Origin of the sequence: Pantoea sp. 18059 (genome assembly GCF_902706165.1) — a bacterium.
GTDB classification, from domain to species: domain Bacteria; phylum Pseudomonadota; class Gammaproteobacteria; order Enterobacterales; family Enterobacteriaceae; genus Pantoea; species Pantoea agglomerans.
On sequence record NZ_CACSJS010000002.1, the window covers coordinates 13,443 to 33,195 of the forward strand.

At 53.7% G+C, this 19,753-nt stretch carries 17 protein-coding genes; 1 reads left to right on the forward strand and 16 read right to left on the reverse strand.

Going from position 1 to position 19,753, the window contains the following annotated elements:
- Nucleotides 1-10: 10 nt before the first annotated feature.
- The 16 genes from dnaE to rpsB all read right to left on the reverse strand — a co-directional run bounded on the left by dnaE (nt 11) and on the right by rpsB (nt 18,615).
- Nucleotides 11-3,493 (reverse strand): DNA polymerase III subunit alpha, encoded by a 3,483-nt coding sequence (gene dnaE / locus GVJ63_RS06930; RefSeq protein WP_159226621.1) that lies wholly within the window; start codon nt 3,491-3,493, stop codon nt 11-13.
- A gap of 31 nt (nt 3,494-3,524) precedes the next feature.
- Nucleotides 3,525-4,151 carry a ribonuclease HII gene (rnhB, locus tag GVJ63_RS06935; protein WP_022625455.1) on the reverse strand — a complete coding sequence of 209 codons (627 nt, stop codon included), beginning with the start codon at nt 4,149-4,151 and terminating at the stop codon, nt 3,525-3,527.
- Nucleotides 4,144-5,292 carry a lipid-A-disaccharide synthase gene (gene lpxB / locus GVJ63_RS06940; RefSeq protein WP_010254138.1) on the reverse strand — a complete coding sequence of 383 codons (1,149 nt, stop codon included), beginning with the start codon at nt 5,290-5,292 and terminating at the stop codon, nt 4,144-4,146. Before lpxB ends, rnhB begins: the two co-directional genes overlap by 8 nt.
- A gap of 3 nt (nt 5,293-5,295) precedes the next feature.
- The gene (gene lpxA, locus GVJ63_RS06945; RefSeq protein WP_010254134.1) at nt 5,296-6,084 is read right to left on the reverse strand and encodes an acyl-ACP--UDP-N-acetylglucosamine O-acyltransferase; all 789 of its coding nucleotides are present in this window, start codon (nt 6,082-6,084) and stop codon (nt 5,296-5,298) included.
- A 3-nt stretch (nt 6,085-6,087) separates the two neighbouring features.
- On the reverse strand, nt 6,088-6,543 hold the full coding sequence (fabZ, locus tag GVJ63_RS06950; RefSeq protein WP_003852639.1) for a 3-hydroxyacyl-ACP dehydratase FabZ: 456 nt from the start codon (nt 6,541-6,543) through the stop codon (nt 6,088-6,090).
- 152 nt (nt 6,544-6,695) lie between these two features.
- A complete protein-coding gene (gene lpxD / locus GVJ63_RS06955) occupies nt 6,696-7,721 on the reverse strand; it encodes a UDP-3-O-(3-hydroxymyristoyl)glucosamine N-acyltransferase (protein WP_010254128.1) in 1,026 nt (341 codons plus the stop codon).
- A 3-nt stretch (nt 7,722-7,724) separates the two neighbouring features.
- Nucleotides 7,725-8,222, reverse strand: a complete 498-nt coding sequence (skp, locus tag GVJ63_RS06960) for a molecular chaperone Skp (RefSeq protein ID WP_010254125.1) — start codon at nt 8,220-8,222, stop codon at nt 7,725-7,727.
- Between the two features lie 110 nt (nt 8,223-8,332).
- The gene (gene bamA, locus GVJ63_RS06965; RefSeq protein ID WP_010254119.1) at nt 8,333-10,744 is read right to left on the reverse strand and encodes an outer membrane protein assembly factor BamA; all 2,412 of its coding nucleotides are present in this window, start codon (nt 10,742-10,744) and stop codon (nt 8,333-8,335) included.
- A 51-nt stretch (nt 10,745-10,795) separates the two neighbouring features.
- On the reverse strand, nt 10,796-12,142 hold the full coding sequence (rseP, locus tag GVJ63_RS06970) for a sigma E protease regulator RseP (RefSeq protein ID WP_010671861.1): 1,347 nt from the start codon (nt 12,140-12,142) through the stop codon (nt 10,796-10,798).
- A 12-nt stretch (nt 12,143-12,154) separates the two neighbouring features.
- Nucleotides 12,155-13,012 carry a phosphatidate cytidylyltransferase gene (cdsA, locus tag GVJ63_RS06975; protein ID WP_010254111.1) on the reverse strand — a complete coding sequence of 286 codons (858 nt, stop codon included), beginning with the start codon at nt 13,010-13,012 and terminating at the stop codon, nt 12,155-12,157.
- A gap of 18 nt (nt 13,013-13,030) precedes the next feature.
- A complete protein-coding gene (gene ispU, locus GVJ63_RS06980; RefSeq protein WP_010254107.1) occupies nt 13,031-13,783 on the reverse strand; it encodes a (2E,6E)-farnesyl-diphosphate-specific ditrans,polycis-undecaprenyl-diphosphate synthase in 753 nt (250 codons plus the stop codon).
- 181 nt (nt 13,784-13,964) lie between these two features.
- The gene (gene ispC / locus GVJ63_RS06985; RefSeq protein ID WP_010254105.1) at nt 13,965-15,161 is read right to left on the reverse strand and encodes a 1-deoxy-D-xylulose-5-phosphate reductoisomerase; all 1,197 of its coding nucleotides are present in this window, start codon (nt 15,159-15,161) and stop codon (nt 13,965-13,967) included.
- Nucleotides 15,162-15,272: 111 nt separating this feature from the next.
- Complete coding sequence (gene frr, locus GVJ63_RS06990; RefSeq protein ID WP_010254103.1) at nt 15,273-15,830, reverse strand: ribosome recycling factor; 558 nt, start codon at nt 15,828-15,830, stop codon at nt 15,273-15,275.
- A gap of 143 nt (nt 15,831-15,973) precedes the next feature.
- Nucleotides 15,974-16,699, reverse strand: a complete 726-nt coding sequence (gene pyrH / locus GVJ63_RS06995; RefSeq protein ID WP_010254099.1) for a UMP kinase — start codon at nt 16,697-16,699, stop codon at nt 15,974-15,976.
- 157 nt (nt 16,700-16,856) lie between these two features.
- Nucleotides 16,857-17,708 carry a translation elongation factor Ts gene (gene tsf / locus GVJ63_RS07000; RefSeq protein ID WP_010254097.1) on the reverse strand — a complete coding sequence of 284 codons (852 nt, stop codon included), beginning with the start codon at nt 17,706-17,708 and terminating at the stop codon, nt 16,857-16,859.
- A gap of 181 nt (nt 17,709-17,889) precedes the next feature.
- Nucleotides 17,890-18,615 carry a 30S ribosomal protein S2 gene (gene rpsB / locus GVJ63_RS07005; protein ID WP_008925636.1) on the reverse strand — a complete coding sequence of 242 codons (726 nt, stop codon included), beginning with the start codon at nt 18,613-18,615 and terminating at the stop codon, nt 17,890-17,892.
- A gap of 318 nt (nt 18,616-18,933) precedes the next feature.
- On the opposite strand from rpsB, the gene map reads away from it, so the two are divergent.
- Nucleotides 18,934-19,728 carry a type I methionyl aminopeptidase gene (gene map, locus GVJ63_RS07010; RefSeq protein ID WP_010254092.1) on the forward strand — a complete coding sequence of 265 codons (795 nt, stop codon included), beginning with the start codon at nt 18,934-18,936 and terminating at the stop codon, nt 19,726-19,728.
- The last annotated feature ends 25 nt before the right edge of the window (nt 19,729-19,753 follow it).

Here is a 19,753-nt window from a genome sequence, read left to right on the forward strand (position 1 = left end):
TGTTCCTGTTCTAGTCAAACTCCAGTTCCACCTGCTCCGATCCAATCAACGAGCGCAGATCGTTAAGTAAACGATCGCTGGGCGAAATTCGCCACGCTGCACCAAAGCGCAGCTTCGCTCGCGCGTCGGCTCTCTGATAGTAGAGATGCACCGGAATAGTCCCTGATCGATGAGGTTCCAGAGACTGACGGAGTCGGTTTAATAGCTGGTCATCAATTTGCCTGTCCGTCAGCGAGATAGCAAGTCCGCGCGCGTATTTTTCGCGAGCTTCGTCGATGTCCATGACTTCACGAGCGGTCATTTTAAGGCCACCACTGAAGTCATCAAAGCTGACCTGTCCGCTGACGATCAGAATTCGGTCTTTCTCCAGCAACTGCTGGTATTTATCTAACGCATCGGTAAATAACATCACCTCAAGACGACCGGAGCGATCGTCCAGAGTACAGATACCAATTCGGTTGCCGCGTTTGGTGACCATTACCCGTGCCGCGATCACCAGACCGGCCGCCACGGTAATTTTACCCCGATCGGTAGGATGCATATCTTTCAGCCGCACCCCGCCAACGTAACGCTCAATTTCTTTCAGGTACTGATTAATCGGGTGGCCGGTAAGGTAAAGCCCCAACGTTTCCCGTTCGCCATCCAGCTGCACCTGCTCAGGCCACGGCGTGACGCTGGCGTACGATTTCTCAACCTGTTCCGGCTCTTCCGCCAGTACGCCAAACATATCAGCCTGGCCAATCGCTTCCGCTTTCGCGTGCTGATCGGCCGCTTTTAACGCGTCACTGAGTGAACTCATCAGCGCAGCACGATGCGGTCCAAGGCGATCAAAGGCCCCGGACATGATCAATTTTTCCATTACCCGACGGTTGATCTTTTTGGTGTCGGTACGGGCGCAGAGATCAAACAACTCGCGGAAATAACCGCCTTCGTTACGGGCGTCGATGATCGCTTCGATCGGACCTTCACCGACGCCTTTAATCGCGCCAATGCCGTAAACGATCTCGCCCGCGTCATTAACATGGAACTGATAGAGACCGGAGTTGATATCAGGCGGCAGGACTTTCAGTCCCATCCGCCAGCACTCATCGACCAGGCCAACCACTTTCTCGGTGTTATCCATATCGGCGGTCATGACCGCAGCCATAAACTCAGCCGGATAGTGCGCCTTCAGCCACAACGTCTGGTAGGAGACGAGTGCGTAGGCCGCAGAGTGTGACTTGTTAAAGCCATAACCTGCAAATTTTTCTACCAGATCGAAGATCTTCATCGACAGTTCCCCGTCGATGCCCATACTTTCAGCACCGTCGCGGAATACAGAACGCTGTTTGGCCATCTCCTCGGGTTTCTTTTTACCCATGGCGCGACGCAGCATATCCGCACCGCCCAGCGTGTAACCGGAGAGAACCTGGGCGATCTGCATCACCTGTTCCTGATAGAGGATGATGCCGTAGGTCGGTTCCAGCACCGGTTTCAGGCTCTCGTGCTGCCACTGAATGTCGGGATAGGAGATTGCTTCACGGCCATGCTTACGGTCAATGAAGTTATCCACCATGCCGGACTGCAGTGGGCCAGGACGGAACAGCGCCACCAGTGCGATCATATCTTCGAAGCAGTCGGGCTTCAGACGCTTAATCAGATCTTTCATGCCGCGCGATTCAAGCTGGAACACCGCGGTGGTTTCCGAGCGCTGCAGCATATCGAAGCTTTTCTTATCGTCCAGCGGGATAGAGGCGATATCGATCGGCTCCAGTCCCTGCTTTTCCCGGCGCGGGTTGATCATCTTCAGCGCCCAGTCGATGATGGTCAGCGTACGCAGACCCAGGAAGTCGAACTTCACCAGGCCGGCATATTCCACATCATTTTTATCGAACTGGGTCACCGGGAACTGCCCATGCTCATCGTAATAGAGCGGCGCAAAATCGGTGATCTTCGTTGGCGCAATGACCACGCCGCCCGCATGTTTACCGGCGTTACGCGTGACCCCTTCCAGCTTGCGCGCCATGTCGATCAGCGCTTTAACCTCTTCGTCCGCGTCATACATGGCGGGAAGCTGCGGTTCAGCAATAAAAGCTTTTTCCAGCGTCATGCCGGGATCGGGCGGGATCAGTTTTGAAATGCGGTCAACGAAGCCGTAAGGATGTCCCAGCACGCGGCCCACATCGCGAATGACCGCTTTCGCCGCCATGGTGCCGAAGGTAATAATCTGGGAAACCGCTTCACGTCCGTACATATCTGCAACGTGTTCGATCACCTGATCGCGCTTCTCCATGCAGAAGTCGACGTCGAAATCGGGCATCGAGACGCGTTCCGGGTTCAGGAAGCGTTCGAACAGCAGGTCAAATTCCAGCGGATCGATATCGGTGATTTTCAGCGCATAGGCCACCAGCGAACCGGCACCGGAACCACGCCCCGGCCCGACCGGCACGCCGTTGTCCTTGGACCACTGGATGAACTCCATTACGATCAGGAAGTAGCCGGGGAAACCCATCTGGTTAATAACGTTGAGTTCAATCTCCAGACGTTCATCATATTCCGGGCGTTTCTCAAGGCGTTCGGCTTCGTCCGGGAACAGGAACTCAAGACGCTCTTCCAGACCCTCACGGGATTTCACCACCAGATAATCTTCGGTGGTCATGTCACCGGTCGGGAACTGCGGCAGGAAGTACTCGCCAAGCCGGACCGTGACATTACAACGCTTAGCAATCTCTACGCTGTTTTCCAGCGCTTCCGGGATGTCCGAGAAGAGCTCGCACATCTCCTTTTCGCTGCGCATATATTGCTGAGGACTGTAGTTGCGCGGACGCTTGGGATCATCCAGAGTATAGCCATCATGAATGGCAACGCGAATTTCGTGCGCATCGAAATCTTCTGCATTGATAAAGCAGACTTCATTGGTGGCAACCACCGGTATTCCCTCTGCAATCGCCAGTTCAACTGCCGCATGCAGATAGCTCTCTTCGTCCTGACGGCCGGTACGAATCAGCTCCAGGTAGTAGCGATCGGGGAAATGTTGCTGGTAAAACGACAGGCATTGCGAAACCAGGGCATTGTTGCCGCGCAGCAGGCTGCGACCCACATCGCCACGCCGTCCGCCCGACAGCAGGATTAATCCTTCCTGCAATTCAATCAGCCAGTCGCGGTCGATGATCGGTCCGTCCACGCCATACCCACGCTGATAGGCACGGGAGATCAGCAGCGTCAGGTTCTGGTATCCGGTATTACTGGACGCCAGCACGGTAAGCTGTGTCAGCTCATCCCCCATCAGCTCACTGGCAACGTTGAAATCGGCACCAATGACCGGCTTTATCCCTGCGCTATGTGCGCCACCGTAAAATTTCACCAGGCCACAGAGGTTAGTGAAGTCGGTAATCGCGATAGCCGGCATGCCAAGGGCAGCCGCCTTCTTGATTAACGGCCCGGTTTTCGCCAGGCCATCAATCATCGAATAGTCACTGTGGACACGCAGATGTATAAAACGGGGTTCAGCCATATCAGTTTCCGGTTAAAACAGCGTCAGGCTATTAAAGCGTAAGGGTCTGGCGTGCAGCCAGTACTTCAGCATCGAGCAGCGCATTGCGAACGGGCGCAAAACTGCGACGGTGGTGCGGCGTGACGCCATACTGCGTCAGTTTTTCCATATGCAGCGCCGTCGGATAACCTTTGTGCTGCGCAAAACCATACTGCGGGAACAGCAGATCGAGTTCGGTCATCTCCTGGTCACGCGACACTTTGGCGATGATCGATGCTGCACTGATTTCGGCAACCAGACTATCCCCTTTAACTACCGCCTGTGAAGGCATTGGCAGTGCCGGGCAACGATTACCATCAATCAGCACATAATCGGGCTGAATGCCGAGGCCAGCTACGGCGCGCTGCATCGCCAGCATAGTGGCATGCAGAATGTTGAGCTGATCGATCTCTTCAGGCTCTGCGCGTCCCAGACTCCATGCCAGCGCTTTCTCTTTGATTTCGTCATACAACGCGAGGCGGCGCTTTTCAGACAGTTTCTTCGAGTCGGCCAGGCCGGTAATCGGGTTTGCCGGATCGAGGATCACCGCGGCAGTAACGACCGCGCCAACCAGCGGACCGCGCCCCACTTCGTCCACACCGGCAATCAGTCTGGCGACAGGATAGATAAAATCAGGCATTCACCAGCTCCAGTACCGCATCCGCTGCCTGCTCATCGGCGTTCCAGCGGATCTGTTGATGTAATTCATGAAACGTCTGCAGGAGTGTTTCTCGCTCAGGCCCGGCATGCAGCAGCGGATCTAATGCTGCGGCCAGGGCTTCAGGCTGACACTCATCCTGCAGTAACTCTTTGACCAGCTCACGCCCTGCCAGCAGGTTTGGCAGCGAGACGTAAGGGGTTTTGACCAGCCGTTTCGCCAGCCAGAAGGTGGCCGGCTTCATGCGATAACCGACGACCATCGGGCATTTTGCCAGCATACACTCCAGTGCGGCAGTGCCTGACGCCAGGAGTGCGGCATCGCTCGCAATCATCGCCTCACGTCCCTGACCATCAAGCAGATGCATCGGCAGTTCGGGGGCGGTTTCGGCTTTAATCTTCTCAAACTGTTCGCGGCGACGGGCGTTGACCAGCGGCACCACGATTTCCAGTGCCGGATAGTGACGACGCAGCAACTGAGCGGTTTTCAGAAAATCGGCGCTGAGCATTTCCACTTCCGCACCCCGGCTGCCGGGCAGCAAGGCCAGGCAGAGCGCATCATCGGCAATGCCCAGATGACGGCGTGCAGCCAGCTTATCGGGTTGCAGCGGCATGGCATCCGCCATGGTGTGACCGATAAAACGACAGGGAACGTTATAGCGATCGTAAAAAGCTTTTTCAAATGGCAGAAACGCCAGCACCAGGTCGGTGTTACGACCAATCTTAAAGACACGCTTTTGCCGCCATGCCCACACCGAGGGGCTGACATAGTGGATAGTGCGAATGCCAGTGCGTTTAAGATTGCCTTCCAGCGTGATATTGAAATCGGGCGCATCAATCCCGACAAAGACATCGGGTCGGAGTTCGGTAAAACGCCGGGTGAGATCGCGACGGATTGTCAGCAGGCGTCGAAGGCGACCGAGCACCTCGACAATGCCCATCACCGCCAGCTCTTCCATCTCATACCAGGCTTCACACCCTTCTGCCTGCATCAGGGGACCCGCCACGCCGACAAAGCGTGCATCCGGATGACGGGCTTTCAGGGCACGGATCAGACCTGCACCAAGAATATCGCCGGAGGTTTCTCCGGCGACCAGGGCAATCGTTAAGGGACGCGCTGACATGGATTAACGAATTAATCCACGGGTTGAACGGGTGAAGAAATCGTAGAAAGGTTGCACTTCGCTGTGCTGCTGTGCGATGGCTTCGATCTCCGGTTTCACTTCCTCCAGCGTTCTGCCGCTGCGATAGAGCAACTTGTAGGCGTTGCGGATAGCGTGCAACGACTCTTTGCTGAAGCCACGACGCTTGAGACCTTCGATATTGATCCCGAACGGCGTAGCGTGGTTGCCCTGCGCAATAACGTAAGGCGGCACATCCTGCGCCACGCCCGAACAGCCGCCAACCATCACGTGAGCACCGATGATGCACCACTGATGTACCGCTGTCATGCCGCCAATAATGGCGAAATCATCGACCGTCACGTGACCACCCAGGGTGGCGTTGTTGGCGAAGATACAGCGGTTGCCAATCACGCAGTCATGCGCGATGTGAGCATTAACCATCAGCAGATTATCGCTGCCCACTGTGGTGACCTGGCCACCCTGCGTGGTGCCGCGATGAATCGTCACGCTTTCACGGATGCGGTTACGATCACCGATCTCAACCCGTGTTGGCTCACCGGCATATTTCAGATCCTGATTCACTTCGCCAATTGAGGCGAACTGATAAATCTGATTATCTTTACCGATGCGCGTGTGGCCGTTCACCACAACATGTGACTTCAGTACCGTTCCTTCACCGATCTCAACATTCGCACCAATAAAGCAAAACGGGCCAATGTGAACGCGGGCGCCAATAATAGCGCCCTCTTCGATGACAGAACTGGGATGGATAGTGGCTGTTGGATCAATCACGAATTATGCCTCCCGGCTGCGGGCACACATCATGGTCGCTTCACAAACGATTTTCCCGTCGACAGTCGCTACGCCTTTAAAGCGGGTCAGACCACGGCGGGTTTTCTCGAAAGTGACTTCCATGATCATTTGGTCGCCTGGTACCACAGGGCGCTTGAAACGGGCACTGTCGATACCGGCAAAGTAGTAGAGTTCGCCTGGCTCCAGTTTACCTACGCTTTTAAACGCCAGAATACCGGTAGCCTGCGCCATCGCTTCCAGGATCAGAACGCCAGGAAAAATCGGTTTACCAGGGAAGTGCCCCTGGAAAAACGGTTCATTAACAGAAACGTTCTTCACTGCACGCAGGTATTTGTGCTCTTCAAATTCCAGCACGCGGTCTACCAGCAGAAACGGATAGCGGTGCGGCAGCAGCTCTAAAATCTCTTCAATTTTCAGAGTATGAGTTTCAGTAGTCAAAATACTCTTCCTGTCCTAAAAATCTGATGACATCAATAACACGGCCTGCACAGATCAAAATGATCTTCCGCAGGCCGCAAATAGGTTCTGTGGCGCCGGGCTTCCCTGCTTAACATTTTTATTATGAAAGCCGGTCAGTTTTGGGATGGCGGTTAGTCGTCTTTGCCGACCTTGCGCTCGATGGCTTTTAAGCGTTTGCTCATGTCATCGATGTTCATCACCAGCGCTGCAGTTTTGCGCCAGGTTTTGTTGGGTTGCAGCGGAATGCCAGATGAATAGACACCAGGCTCTGTGATAGGACGCATGACCATACCCATACCGGTCACCGTTACTTTGTCACAGATTTCCATATGGCCGTTAATGACGCTGGCACCGCCAATCATACAGTAACGCCCAATTTTCAAACTACCCGCCATGATCACACCGCCTGCAACCGCAGTATTGTCGCCAATAACTACGTTGTGAGCGATCTGGCACTGGTTGTCTATGATAACACCATTGCCGATCAGAGTGTTATCCAGCGCACCGCGATCGATAGTGGTGCAGGCACCTATTTCTACGCGATCGCCGATTATCACCGCGCCTAACTGCGGGATTTTCACCCAGTTACCACGATCGTTGGCATAGCCGAAACCATCAGAACCGATGACGGTACCTGACTGAATCAGGCAATCCTGACCGATTTCAATTTCGTGATAAACAGAGACGTTGGCCCAGAGACGGGTACCGCTGCCGATACGGGTTTTTTTGCCAACAAAACATCCTGCACCAATGACCACGTTATCGCCCAGCTCAACATCCGCTTCGATCACCGCATTGGCGCCAATGGCGACGTTGCTGCCGAGTCGGGCTGAGGGGTCGATCACTGCACTGGGGGCAATATTTTGCGCTGGCTGTGGCGTGGTATCGAGTATTTGTGCCATACGCGCATAGGTCAGGTAGGGATCTTTCACCACCAGCGCTGCGGTATTGCACCACTCCAGATCCGCTTCCGTCAGCACCACGGCTGAGGCCTTAATCAGGGCGAGTTGCTCGCGGTAACGGCTGTTTGCAAGAAAAGTGATTTGGCCAGTTGTGGCGGATTGCATAGAAGCAATGCCGGAGATGACGATATCGCCATCTCCGTGCAATTCTGCATCCAACTGCTGGGCTAAATCAGCCAGTCGAATAGATGACATGAATTATTTAACCTGTTTCAGCACGTCAGCAGTGATGTCTTTTGCGTTTGACGCATAAGCCACCGCGTTAGCGTCGATCACGACGTCGTAACCATCGCTGTCAGCGACTTTCTTCACGGCATCCTGAATACGGCTCAGCAGCTTGTTACGCTCTTCCATCTGACGACGGCGATTATCCTGCTCAAAAGACTGGGCTTTTGTAGAGAAAGCTTCACGCTGAGACATGACATCTTTTTCCATACGGCTGCGTTCGCTCGCCTTCATGGTAGAACCGTCACGCTGCAGACGCTGCATTTTGGTTTGCAGATCGCGCTCCTGGCTCTGCAACTCAGTTGCACGGCCTTTGAACTCGTTTTCCAGCTGTTTAGCAACAGTCGCACGTTGCGGTAACTGTTGGAAAATGCTGGACACGTTTACCACTGCAATTTTGTCGGCAGCCTGAACACCAGCGGAGACCGCTAAAGCAAGACCCAGACCTGCGGCACACAACAACTTTTTCACTATAAACTCCTTACCATCAACGTTTGTGTCAGCGACACAGTGTTTGCCCCGGAACAGCAACAGGTGCTGTCCGGCAGCAATACTTCAGCTATGCATCCATGCTCAGAACATTACCAGGTTTTACCAATGTTAAACTGGAACTGCTCTGACTTGTCTCCATCGACTTTCTTCATCGGCTGGGCGTAAGAGAACACCAGCGGGCCGAGCGGTGACATCCACTGTAGCGCAACACCGCTGGATACACGGATATTGTTTGGATCGCTGTAGTCAGGAATGCCCGCCGCACGCGTTTCCGCGGTATTTTCCCAATGGGTATCCCACGCTGTACCGGCATCGACAAACACCGAGGTACGAACCGAGTTAGCATACTTCTCGCTCAGGAACGGCGTTGGCGTAATCAGCTCAAGGCTGGCAATCGCCATGGCGTTACCGCCCACCGCATCGTCAGACTTACAGACGCCATTTGGATCGGCGATTCGGCAGTTCGACGAGTTGTTATTTAAGTAGGCTGCTTTCGGTCCAATGGTGTTGGACTGGAAGCCACGCACGGTGCTTGAACCACCGGCGTAGAAGTTCTCGTAGAACGGCATTTCTTTGCCGTCGAGACCATCGCCATAACCTACGCGACCACGGCCTAACAGCACCCAGGTACGATCCTGGTTAATCGGCACATACTGCTGAGTATCCAGCGTGGCCTTATAGAAGCTGTTATCCGAGCCCGGAATCGTCACCTTACCGTTCAGGTTGGTACGGTTACCGGACGTCGGGAAGAAGCCGCGGTCCAGGGTGTTATAAGTCCAGCCGTAGTTAAAGGTGAAGTCATCTGCTGAGAAATCACCTTCATCATTGAGCTGCTGCGGCTTGCCGACCGAGTCAAGATAACGCCACATCGCCACCTGAGGCTGCATGTTTGACAGGTCATTGTGGACATAGCCCAGACCGACACGCAGGGTGTTGTTTTCGTTAACCGGGAAGCCAAGCGTGCCATCCAGACCATAACTTTTGTTGGTATAGTCAGAAAGGTCCGCGTTATCTGCTTTAAAGTCGTTGTAGAACAGACGACCACCCAGACTGACACCATCAACGGTGAAGTAAGGGTCAGTCAGCGAGAATTCAGCATAGGTCTGGTAATCGTTCTTGGTCCCGCTGATGCCCACGGTATTACCGGTGCCCAGCCAGTTATCCTGCGTGACGCCGACCTGGAAGCTCACACCACTTTCGGTGCCGTAGCCGACGCCGAAGTTAAAGGTACCGGTGTTACGCTCTTTAACCTTGTAGACCACGTCAACCTGGTCTGGCGAACCTGGCACACGCTGAGTATCCACATCAACGGTTTCAAAGTAACCGGTACGGTTCAGACGCTCTTTACCCTGTTCAACCAGATCGCTGCCCAGCCACGCGCCTTCCATCTGACGCATTTCGCGACGTAACACGGAGTCTTTCGACGTGTCATTGCCTTCGAAACGGACGTTACGGACATAATAACGGTTACCCGCATCCACATTAATATGCAGTTTTACGGTTTTGTCGGCGTCGTTGATTTCTGGCTGTGTTGCCACGCGCGGATAAGCATAGCCGTAGCGGCCCAGCAGTTTCTTGATGTCATCTTCCATTTTCGTGACTTTGGCGCCGTTATAAAGCTCGCCCGCCGGAATCTTGGTCAGATGTTCAATTTCTGCTGAATGGCCCGCCATGCTGCCATTGACGATCACGCCTGCGATTTTGTACTGGTCACCTTCGGTGATGTTCACCGTGATGTAGATGCCTTTTTTATCAGGCGTCAGGCTGACCTGCGTTGAATCGATGTTAAAGCGTGCATAGCCACGATCCAGATAGAAGCTGCGCAGGGTTTCAAGGTCACCCGCCAGTTTCTGCTTCTGATATTTACGATCGCCGACCACGTTCCACCATGGCACTTCATCGCGCAGCTGGAAGCGGGAAATCAGCTCATCGGAGCTAAAGGCTTTATTACCGACGATGTTGATCTGCTGAATTTTTGCAGAGACACCTTCAGTAAAGACCAGCTTCAGATCCACACGGTTACGCGGCAGTGGCGTGACCACGGCTTTCACGTTGGCGGTATATTTACCTACGCTGTAGTAGAAATCCTCAAGTCCCTTCTCGATAGAGGAGATGGTGGTACGGTCCAGCGCTTCGCCGACACGGACACCTGAGGCTTCCAGATTTTGTTTGAGCTGATCCTCTTTCACCGCTTTGTTACCGGTGAAGGTAATGCTGGCAATGGTAGGACGTTCTTTGACCTGGACAATCAGCGTTGTACCGTCTCGCAGGACCTGAACATCCTCAAAGTTGCCAGTAGCGAACAGCGAGCGAATGGTATTTCTGACATCATCGTCATTCACCGTATCGCCAACCCGTACTGGCATGCTCAGCAGAGCCGCGCCGACGGCGACTCGCTGCAGCCCTTCGAAATGAATATCCTTCACTACGAAATCGTCTGCACCGTAAACGGTGGCGCTGCTAAACAGCAGCGACGCTATGAGCAACTTTTTCATCGCCATCGTTGTTATGCGTTTTCCTAACACATCCCTCGAATGTTCGCGTTCCAGCGGTTACAAACGTGAGAAATCATTGAAAAGTGCAAGCCCCATTAACAGCACCAGTAAAATTGAACCGATGCGATAACTAAAGTCCTGAACTCGCTCGGACACCGGTCCACCCTTGATCTTTTCGATCGCCAGGAAGAGCAAGTGCCCACCATCTAAAACCGGCAGAGGGAACAGGTTGATGATGCCCAGGTTGACGCTAATCAACGCCAGGAACATCAGGTAGTAAATCAACCCATACTCTGCTGACAACCCTGCACCCTGCGCAATCGAAATTGGCCCGCTCAGGTTGTTCAGCTTCACATCACCGGTTATTAACTTGCCCAGCATGGAGACGGTGAGCTTCATCAGTTGCCAGGTTTTTACACTAGCCTCACCGATAGCCGCAAACGCGCCATACTGTCTTACCGTCTTGTACTCTTCTGGCAGAGGAACAATGCGCGGAATGACACCCGCAAATCCCGCTTTACTGCCAGATTTCGCTTCTGGCGTCATCGTCAGCGCAATAGACTCACCGCCGCGATCCACCTCAAGCGCCATGCTTTTGCCGGGGTTATCCCGGACCTGCGTGACAAAAGTCTGCCACTGCGATAATGGCTGACCATCGACTTTAACGATCCTGTCGCCTGCTTGCAAACCGGCTTCACTGGCTGGCGAGTTCGCCTGCACTTCTGCCAGCGTGGTCTCAATCTGCGGACCGCGTGGCTGAATCCCTAACGCGACGACCGGATCCTGCTTATCAGGCTCAAACTGCCAGTTACGCAAATCCAGCTGTTTCTGCTGGGTTGCGTCCTCGCCAAATCGAGCCACTGTTAAGGTGGTGCTGCTGTCGCCGATTTTACCCACCAGCGCCATACGCACAGCATCCCAGTCAGGCGTTTCGATACCGTCAACAGCCTTAAGTTCCATGCCGGGCGTAATTTGAGCTTCCGCAGCCACCGAACCGTTTAAAATTTCACCGATTACCGGGCGCACGCCGGGCACGCCGTGAATAAACACAACCCAGTAGGCAAAGATGGCAAAGATGAAATTAGCGACAGGACCTGCCGCAATGATGGAGGCGCGTTGCCAGACGGCTTTGTTGTTAAAAGCCTGATGACGAAATTCGGCTGGCACGCTTTCAACACGCTCGTCGAGCATTTTAACGTAGCCGCCAAGGGGAATCAGCGCGATGACAAATTCGGTGCCGTGGCGATCACGGCGCTGCCAGAGCGACTTACCAAAACCAATGGAAAAGCGCTCAACTTTGACGCCACAGCGACGAGCGACCCAGAAATGGCCAAACTCATGAACGGTAATTAATACGCCCAGCGCAACGATAAAGGCGACGAAACTCCAGAGTATGCTCAACATCTTTGCCTGTCCTTAAAGGGTGCGAAACACCAGCAGCAATAAACAGGCAAACACCGGCACCGCCGCAGTCAGACTATCAATACGATCAAGAATGCCACCGTGACCAGGAATCAGATTACCACTGTCTTTGATGCCCGCTTCACGTTTAAACATGCTCTCAGTGAGGTCGCCCAGCACGGAGGCCAGCGTCGCGATAATCGCGCAAATCACCAGCGTACCGGTGGAAACCGTCAGTGGCGCCAGCGTCGCAAACAGCACTGCAATCAGCGCCGAGGTGACCAGACCGCCCAGGAAGCCTTCCCAGGTTTTGCCTGGTGAGACCTTTGGCGCCAGCTTGTGCTTGCCGAACATCTTGCCAAACATATAGGCACCTGAATCCGCTCCCCACACCAGCAGCAACACAAACAGCAGCCACCAGGCACCGGCGAAGTGGTCGGTGTCATAGTGATACTGGCGCAGCGCCACCATGCCCCAGAAAAAAGGGACCAGCGTTAACACGCCAAACAGTAAGCGAAGGGGACGCGAATGGCGCCAGAAGGCCGCAGAAGCGGGATAGGAGAGCACCAGCAGCAGTGCAACGACCCACCACACCAGCGACGCCCAAAGCGATGTCGCGATCTGTGGCAGATGCACCGTGTGTTGATAAGGTGGCAGCGTAAACTGCATCAGCGCCAGCAGCAGACCACAAAGTACAGCCAGCCAGACGCGCTGTTGCCGTGATGCCATCCCTGCAAACTGACCCCATTCCCAGGCTGCCAGCATGCAGATAACGATAGTTGTCAGGGCGAAGCCAACAGGCGGTAACCAGAACAGTGCAGCTATTACCAGCGGAATTAATATCAACGCGGTAATCAGACGAGACTTCAGCAAAGGTTACCCCCAGATTGCTCAGGCGCCGCCTGGTGCAGCGCCGCCAAAACGACGCTCCCGCAGAGAGAATGCATTCAGTGCACCTTCAAAAACGTGTTCATCGAAATCCGGCCAGAGCACATCGGTAAAATAGAATTCAGCATAGGCAATCTGCCACAGCAGGAAGTTGCTAATCCGATGCTCTCCCCCGGTCCTTATCACTAAATCCACTGGCGCCAGCTCCTGCATACAGAGCTGCGACGTCAGGCTCTCTTCGGTAATCTGGTCAGGTCGCAGTAATCCTTCCTGAACCTGTTCAGCCAGTTTTTTCACGCCTTCGATAATATCCCAACGGCCGCCATAGTTGGCAGCAATGTTGAGCGTCAGGCCACTATTATTTGCGGTCAGCGTCTCAGAACGGCGAATACGTTCCTGAATACGCGGGCTGAAACGGCTGGTATCGCCAATGACGCGTAAGCGAACATTGTGTTTGTGCAGGCTCTTCACTTCACTATCAAGCGCCCAGACAAAGAGTTCCATTAACGCGGTGACTTCCTGCGGCGGACGACTCCAGTTTTCACTGCTGAAAGCGTAAAGCGTCAGGGCTTCAAGATTGTTACTGACCGCAAAGCTGACGGCACGACGTACCGATTTAACGCCAGCTTTATGGCCTGAAATACGCAATTTCCCCTGATTTTTGGCCCAGCGGCCATTGCCATCCATGATGATAGCGACGTGGCGCGGACCGTTTCCCTGCTGGTCATCAGTGTTGTTGTGATTGTTAGACGACATAACGCTTAACCAATTCCTTTCATCAGAAATGCTGTGGTTTCTGAATACATTGCGCCCGATTCAAATCCCGACACACTCTCAGTGCCGGGCCACACCGAATTCGGTGACAGACCGTGAAACGCGAGCCAGCGACTATATCATTTTCACCTGAAGCGAACAAATGGCCTCATAACGATCGGCATCACGACGTGAAACGCGGCAACATTTCTGTCGCCAGCGCGCGCGCAGTGCGATCGATTTCAAGGACAGCGTCCACCGAATCCGGCTCCGGACACACTTGTGCCGCCATCACCTCACTATTAAGCGCGGCAATGTCGGTGAAGCGGATCTGGTGATTCAGGAAAGCCGCGACGGCAACCTCGTTGGCTGCATTCAGCGTGGTGGTCGCCGCCTGCCCTGCATCACAGGCATCAATGGCCAGTTTCAGACAGGGGTAGCGACTAAAATCAGGTTCTGCAAAGGAGAGCGCCGACATGCGGGTAAAATCCAGCGGCGTCACGCCTGCATTGATGCGCGAAGGCCAGGCCATGCTGTGGGCAATCGGCGTACGCATATCAGGAGAACCTAATTGAGCCAGCACGCTGCCATCGCAGTATCGCACCATGGAGTGAATCACCGACTGTGGGTGGAGTATCACTTCCATCTGCGCTGCGCTGGCATTAAACAACCAACGGGCTTCAATGTACTCAAGACCTTTATTCATCATGGTGGCCGAATCGACAGAGATTTTTCTCCCCATCGACCAGTTCGGATGTGCACAGGCCTGATCTGGCGACATGGCGCTGAGATCCGCTAAATCTGTGTCACGAAAAGGACCACCCGATCCCGTAAGGATAATCGACTCAATGCCATTATCCCGCAGGTCAGCGTAACCTAACTGATGCTGGATGGTAGCCGGTAAACTCTGAAAAATGGCGTTATGCTCGCTGTCGACCGGTAGTAACTGTGCGTTATGATGACGCACGGCCTCCATAAACAAACGGCCGCAGGTGACAAGCGATTCTTTGTTGGCCAGCAGCACCGTTTTTCCGGCGCGAATGGCCGCCAGCGTCGGCAGCAAACCCGATGCGCCAACGATCGCCGCCATCACCTGATCCACCTCATCCAGCGCGGCCAGCTCACAGGCTGCCTGAACGCCGGAGAGCACTTCAGTATTGACCCTGATTGCTCTCAGTCGCTCACGCAACGCAGCGGCGGATGCCTCGTCTGCCATGCAGGCGAAGCGCGGTGTAAAGGCCGCACACTGCTCGGCCATCAGCGCCACGTTATGGCCGGCAACCAGCGCCGTAATCTGATAAAGCGCCGGGTTGGCGCGCACCACCGCCAGCGTACTGGTGCCGATAGAGCCGGTGGATCCCAGCAGAGTTAATCGCTTCATGAAGCTATCCGTGTGAAGTCAGCGTGCCCACAGGCACAATGTAAAACGCCGCCAGATGTCGCATTCATACGAATACCTCTCTGTACGGCGTTTTGTCCGGCAGTGATGGGATTAGAAATCCATCAGCTCCGTCTCTTTTTCTGACAGTGCAGCATCAACTTTCTTGATGTACGCATCGGTCATTTTTTGCACTTCATCCTGCGCACGACGTTCGTCGTCTTCGCTGATCTCTTTATCTTTCAGCAGCGCTTTGATTTTATCGTTGGCATCGCGACGGACGTTACGTACCGACACACGGCCCTGCTCGGCTTCGCCGCGCACGATTTTAATCAGATCTTTACGACGCTCTTCTGTCAGCGCAGGCAGCGGAACACGGATGTCGGTACCGGCTGAACTTGGGTTCAGACCGAGATCGGACTTCATGATCGCTTTTTCGACTGCCGGACTCAGTGAACGATCAAACACGTTGATTTTCAGCGTGCGTGAATCTTCCACAGTGACAGAAGCCAGCTGACGCAGTGGCGTCGGCGTGCCGTAATATTCGACGACGATGCCGTCGAGCAGCGAAGGTGAAGCACGACCGGTGCGCACTTTGCTGATGGTGGTTTTGAATGCTTCAACGCATTTTTCCATGCGCGTGTCAGCATCTTTTTTGATGTCGTTAATCACGTTGAAACCCTTGGATTCGGTTTGACCTGGCCAGTTCCGGCGTAACCGGAAGCGGGATCGATAATCATCGATAATCCTGACTGGTGCGCGATGCATTATCATCGCGCTGACAGAATATACCTTATTTTATCTCGCCTCGGGTATTAATGCGTAATCAGGGTGCCTTCTTTTTCACCCATCACTACGCGACGCAGTGCGCCAGGCTTATTCATGTTGAAAACACGGATAGGTAATTTGTGGTCACGCGCCAGGGTAAAGGCCGCAAGATCCATCACTTTCAGCTCCTGATCCAGCACTTCAGCATAGGTCAGTTGCTCATACAGCGTTGCGTCCGGGCTTTTCACTGGATCCGCAGAGTAGACGCCGTCCACTTTGGTCGCTTTCAGCACGACGTCCGCTTCAATCTCAATGCCGCGCAGACACGCTGCAGAGTCAGTGGTGAAGAACGGGTTACCGGTACCGGCGGAGAAGATCACCACGCGGTTGTTACGCAGCAGGCTGATTGCTTCTGCCCAGCTGTAGTTGTCACAGACGCCATTCAGTGGAATCGCTGACATCAGGCGTGCATTCACATAGGCGCGGTGCAGTGCATCACGCATCGCCAGGCCGTTCATCACGGTTGCCAGCATACCCATGTGGTCACCCACAACGCGGTTCATGCCGGCCTGTTGCAGGCTCGCTCCACGGAACAGGTTCCCTCCGCCAATCACCACGCCAACCTGGATGCCCAGTTCAACCAGCTCTTTTACCTCTTGTGCCATGCGGTCAAGCACACTCGCGTCGATACCAAAACCTTCAGCGCCTTGCAGGGCTTCGCCGCTGAGTTTAAGCAGGATACGTTGATAAACAGGTTTTGCGTTGGTCGCCATGGTCAGTTCTTCCTGGAAGATTGGGTGTAAAGGAGAAGTAAATTCTGATCGATCATCCGCTTACCGCAATGAAATTGCTATTGGGATGAAACTGAAAACGTATCTGTTGCGATTCACAGACAAAAAAGAACCGCCATCTGGCGGTTCTTTCAAAGCATTAAGACTGTTTGGACATTGCTGCAACTTCTGCAGCGAAGTCAGACTCAACTTTCTCGATGCCTTCACCAACTTCGAAGCGGATGAAGTTGATAACGTCAGCGCCCTGCTCTTTCAGAGCCTGGCCAACGGTTTTGCTTGGGTCGATAACGAAAGCCTGACCAGTCAGAGAGACTTCGCCGGTGAATTTCTTCATACGGCCTTCAACCATCTTCTCTGCGATCTCTTTTGGCTTGCCAGACTGCATCGCGATGTCCAGCTGAACCTGGTACTCTTTATCAACCACGTCAGCAGAAACGTCTTCTGGCTTAACGAATTCAGGCTTGCTTGCCGCAACGTGCATCGCGATCTGTTTGATCAGATCTTCGTTAGCGCCTTTGGTTGAAACCAGAACGCCGATACGTGCGCCGTGCAGGTAGCTGCCCAGCTCTGCGCCTTCCAGGATAGCAACGCGACGGATGTTGATGTTCTCACCGATTTTAGCAACCAGTGCAACGCGCTCTTCTTCGAACTGCGCTTTCAGAACTTCAACGTCGGTAACGCGATCAGCTGCAGCCACATCCAGAACTTTGTCTGCGAACGCCTGGAAACCGCCATCTTTTGCAACGAAGTCAGTCTGGCAGTTTACTTCCAGAATCACGCCGTAGTCGCCAACGATCTTGGTTTTGATTACGCCATCAGCAGCAACGTTGCCTGCTTTTTTCGCTGCTTTGATTGCGCCAGACTTACGCATGTTCTCAATCGCCAGCTCAATGTCGCCGTTCGCTTCAGTCAGCGCTTTTTTGCAATCCATCATGCCAGCGCCAGTACGCTCACGCAGTTCTTTTACCAATGCAGCGGTAATGTCAGCCATTCCAGAATCCTCGGTTCGTGCCTGTGTACGTTTGCACCAGCAGACACTTATTTGCGGAAAATTTACTCTGTCCCGCCGTCCGGTTGGGAGCGTGACAGACTTAGATAAAATAAAGGGGCCAGTATAGGCCCCTTACAGATCACATCTGAATGCTAAGGGCTCTTATGCAGAGCAAACCTTATTAAGCGTTTTCTAAAGACGCTTCTTCAGCTTGCTCAGCCAGGTCCTGAGAGCGGCCTTCGCGAACGGTGGTCGCAACGGCAGTCAGGTACAGGTTTACAGCACGGATTGCATCGTCGTTACCTGGGATAACGAAATCAACGCCATCTGGATCTGAGTTGGTATCAACGATAGCAAATACCGGGATACCCAGGTTGTTTGCTTCTTTGATTGCGATGTGTTCGTGGTCAGCATCGACAACAAACAGCGCGTCTGGCAGACCGCCCATATCTTTGATACCGCCCAGGCTGTTTTCCAGCTTGGCCAGCTCACGCGCACGCATCAGCGCTTCTTTTTTGGTCAGTTTGTCGAAAGTACCATCCTGAGACTGAATCTCCAGATCTTTCAGACGCTTGATTGACTGACGCACGGTTTTCCAGTTAGTCAGCATGCCACCCAACCAGCGGTGGTTTACGAAGAACTGGTCGCAGCTCAGTGCAGACTCTTTTACCGCCTGAGCAGCAGCACGCTTAGTACCTACGATCAGGATCTTACCTTTACGGGAAGAGATCTTGTTCAGTTCAGCCAGAGCTTCGTTGAACATAGGTACAGTTTTTTCCAGGTTGATGATGTGAACCTTGTTACGAGCACCAAAGATGAATGGCTTCATTTTTGGGTTCCAGTAACGGGTCTGGTGACCGAAGTGAACACCAGCCTGGAGCATGTCGCGCATGGAAACAGTTGCCATGATAAAACCTCTAAAGTTTGATTGGGGTTGGGCCTCCATGTATCCCATACGACCGACCTCTTTCAAGGCACCCCGGCGTATGTGTCGATACATGTGTGTTTTATTACACATAATGAGAGTTATGCGTTTCCTGCTGACCGAAACGGCCATACAGAGAATCGTCGGCGCGCTTTATACCACAACCAGCCCAGGGACGCCAATAAATGATCGCTGACGGAGGTCAGCGCGTTCTCTATTTGGCAGCCCATTTGCTGGCTGCTAACATGACAGCACAGAACTTATTATTGTCGAAAATTTCGACAGCTGCGGATTAATTTAATGGCAATTTCAATTAAAACCCCTGAAGAAATCGAAAAAATGCGCGTCGCGGGCCGACTGGCCGCCGAAGTGCTGGAGATGATCGAGCCTTACGTAAAACCGGGTGTGACCACCGGTGAACTGGACCGTATCTGCCACGATCACATTACTCAAAAGCAGCAGGCTGTCTCCGCCTGCCTCGGCTATCACGGCTTTCCGAAGTCGGTCTGCATCTCGGTGAATGAAGTGGTGTGCCACGGGATCCCCAGCGATGATCGTCCGTTAAAAGATGGTGATGTAGTGAATATCGATGTCACCGTAATTAAAGATGAATACCACGGCGATACCTCAAAGATGTTTATCGTCGGTAAGCCGACCATTCAGGGTGAACGCCTGTGCCGTGTCACGCAGGAGAGCCTCTATCTCTCACTGCGTCTGATCAAGCCCGGCATCCGCCTGCGCGAACTGGGTCGCGCCATCCAGAAATATGTCGAAGCCAACGACTTCTCTGTGGTGCGCGAATATTGCGGTCACGGTATCGGCAAGGGTTTCCATGAAGAGCCTCAGGTGCTGCATTACGATGCCGATGATGGCGGCGTGGTACTCCAGGCGGGCATGACCTTTACGGTAGAACCGATGGTCAATGCCGGGGATTACCGCATCCGCACCATGAAAGATGGCTGGACGGTAAAAACCAAAGATCGCAGCTTGTCCGCGCAGTATGAGCATACTATTGTGGTGACGGAGAACGGCTGTGAGATTTTAACCCTGCGCAAAGACGATACGCTGCCCGCTGTGCTTGTCGCCGAAGGGTAATTCCCCCATTACAGATCAAGCCGGC